The 2500-nt window shown below is 73.9% G+C and carries 4 protein-coding genes (1 of these 4 running past the window's edge); 2 read left to right on the forward strand and 2 right to left on the reverse strand.

The genetic code is table 11. The features are described 5' to 3' along the window. Positions 1 to 347, reverse strand: the 5' portion of a protein-coding gene (locus B4N89_RS18795) for a quinone oxidoreductase family protein (RefSeq protein ID WP_078976991.1). The gene continues 592 nt to the left of window position 1, outside the view; only the first 347 of its 939 coding nucleotides appear in the window; it begins with the start codon at positions 345 to 347; its stop codon lies off the left edge, out of view. Between the two features lie 116 nt (positions 348 to 463). Between B4N89_RS18795 and B4N89_RS18800 the strand changes: the two genes are divergently transcribed. Together B4N89_RS18800 and B4N89_RS18805 are read left to right on the forward strand one after the other, a co-directional pair. Next, the gene (locus B4N89_RS18800; protein ID WP_078976993.1) at positions 464 to 928 is read left to right on the forward strand and encodes a MarR family winged helix-turn-helix transcriptional regulator; all 465 of its coding nucleotides are present in this window, start codon (positions 464 to 466) and stop codon (positions 926 to 928) included. Positions 929 to 937: 9 nt separating this feature from the next. Continuing rightward, positions 938 to 1543: a hypothetical protein gene (locus B4N89_RS18805; protein WP_078976996.1), complete on the forward strand. Its 606-nt coding sequence runs from the start codon at positions 938 to 940 to the stop codon at positions 1541 to 1543. Here the strand turns inward: B4N89_RS18805 and B4N89_RS18810 are convergent. Next, positions 1527 to 2474, reverse strand: a complete 948-nt coding sequence (locus B4N89_RS18810) for an RDD family protein (protein ID WP_078979454.1) — start codon at positions 2472 to 2474, stop codon at positions 1527 to 1529. The two genes, B4N89_RS18805 and B4N89_RS18810, sit on opposite strands and share 17 nt — an antisense overlap. Positions 2475 to 2500 lie beyond the last annotated feature (26 nt).

A 2500-nucleotide genomic window follows, 5' to 3' on the forward strand; every position in this document is an offset into this window, starting at 1 on the left:
TCCACGGCGCTCGCGGCGGCGGGGATGTGCGACGCGGTGAACACGGGGGCGAGGGCGGATTCCGCGTAGGCGTCGGTGAACGAGATGGCGACCACCCGATCGCCGACCGCGAACCCGGTCACGTCCGGCCCGGTCGAGGCCACCTCGCCGGCCACGTCCCCGCCGAACACCCCGGGCAGCGGCAACCCGCCCTCGCGCACCTTGCGCACACTCGGCAGGCTCACGCCGATCGCCTCGGTACGGATCAGCAGCTCGCCCGGCCCGGGTGCGGGCACCTCGGCGTCCGGCACCTGCTCCAGGCGGAGCACGTCCGGACCACCGTTGCGGTAATAGCGAACACGACGCATGCGCGCATCCTCCAGGTAACGAGAATCATGGGGCAGCCCAACGAAAACCGTGGGTGAGCCCAACGGTATGGTAATGTCGTGGGTATGTCCAACGATTCTCCGGATAGGCTGCGCCCATGGTCGACAAGCTGCCCGCCCCCGCCCGGATCCGCGCACTGCCCAGCTGGCTGCTCGGCCGCGCCGCCGCACACGGCCGAGGCCTGGTCCGCGAGGCGCTGGCCGGCGACGGCATGCCGATGCTGCACCACCTGGTGCTGATCGCGGTCCGGGAGTACGGCCCGGTCGCCCAGGCCGAACTGGCCCGCGCGGTCGGCATCGACCCCAAGGACATGGTCGCGATCCTGAACTCCCTCCAGGCCGACGGCCTGGTCACCCGCACCCCCGACCCGCACGACCGACGCAAGAACGCGATCGCCGCCACCCCCGCCGGCGAACACCGCCTGGCCCGGCAGGAACCCCTCGTGGACGCCGCGATGGACGACCTGCTCGCCCCCCTGACCGCCGCCGAACGGGCCACGTTCACCACTCTGCTCACCCGCGTCGTCGCCGCGGCCGACCCCGACGCGCCGACCGTGTCGTAGGGTCCGCGCATGCCCTCCGGCACCTACTCCTTCCACGACCCGCACGACGGCACCCCCCTGGGCGAGGAACGCTTCTCCTGCGCCCCCGGCCCGATCGGCTGGCGCTACACCGGAAGCGGCATCGACCTGACCCTCGACGCCCGGGGCCGCCCGGTGCGCCTGGAAGTGCTCGCGGGCGGCTGGCGCGTCCGCGGCGGCGCGACGGCGGTGGCCGGCGCACCCGGCGTGGTGTGGCTGCGCGCCGCGGCCGATCCGACGGTGGACGCGCCGGCGACCGAGGCCGAGGCCCGCGCCGCCGGCTTCACCGGCCGCTCGCCCGCCTTCCTGATCGCGACCGCCACGCTGCTGAACCTGGCCGTCGGCGACTCGGCCCAGCTGCGCCTGATCGCGCTGACCGAACCGGTCCTGGCCGCCCACACGGTGGACCAGTCCTGGACGCTCGCCACGATCGAGACCCACGACGGCCTGGCCGTCGAACGCTACGAGGTCGACGACCTCGCCACCGGCGAACGCGCCACGATCCACCTGAGCGGCGACGTGGTCCTGGCCGCCCCGGGCATCGAACTCGAAGCCCTCGACACGCCGCCGAACCGGCGGATCACGATGGGGGAGTGAAGCCGGGGGGCGTGGGAGCGGGGGCGGGCGGGGACGGGGGCGGGGGAGTGGGCGTCTGCTCGGGTGCGGGCGTCGGCGCCCGCGGGCCCGGCGCCGACGGGATCGGCGGGATCGGCGGTACGGAGGCGGGTGCCGGCGGAGCCGTCGACGGTGCCGCGTCCCCGCCGTCGGCGAACCCGCCGACGGCGGCCGCGTGCCGCTCCCAGTCCCGGCGCTGGCGCTCGGCCAGCACCGCGGCCAGGTACACCACCGGATGCATCCCGGGCGGCGGCCCGATCCCGATGCGCCGCGCGGTGTCCCCGGTCAGCCGCTCGGCGAGCGAGGCGGCTATCGCCGGATCCAATTGGTCCCGCCGGGACAGGTATTGCCGAATGGCGAGGGCGAGATCGTCGGACAGCCCGGACAATTCGATCCCGGTCGCCCACGCCGAGGCGGCCGGATGCAGCGGCAGCGGCAATTGCCGCACCCCGGGGGTGCGCTCCCGCACCACGAAGGTCCCGGCCGCCATGTCCCCGAGCCGCTTGCCGTTCGTGGAGGCCATCGAGGAAAACACCGCGCCACACCCGAACGTGGTCCAAAAGTCCACGAAGAACCCGAGCAGCGCCCGCACCAGCGCGTGCCGGAACCGAATCGGCCCCCCGTCGTCGCGAACCACCCGAAGCCCGAGCGCCAATTTCCCCAGCGAGCGCCCATGACTCGCGGTCTCCCAGGCGACCGGCCAGCCGATCACCACGAGCACGACGATCGTGAGCGTCAACGCCGCCGCGAGCGCACCGTCGTCGACAGGCACCGCCAGCGAGACCAGCCACACCACCGCCAACAACAGGGCGACCTGCGCCGCGAGGTCGATCACCATCGCGATCGCCCGGCTGGGCAGACGCGCCGGGCGCAGGTCGAGCGCGACCGCTTCTCCCGTGACGAGCTCGGACACGGCCACCTCCAGTGTGTGCGTCGATG

This window comes from Embleya scabrispora (assembly GCF_002024165.1).
Classification (GTDB): Bacteria; Actinomycetota; Actinomycetes; order Streptomycetales; family Streptomycetaceae; genus Embleya; species Embleya scabrispora_A.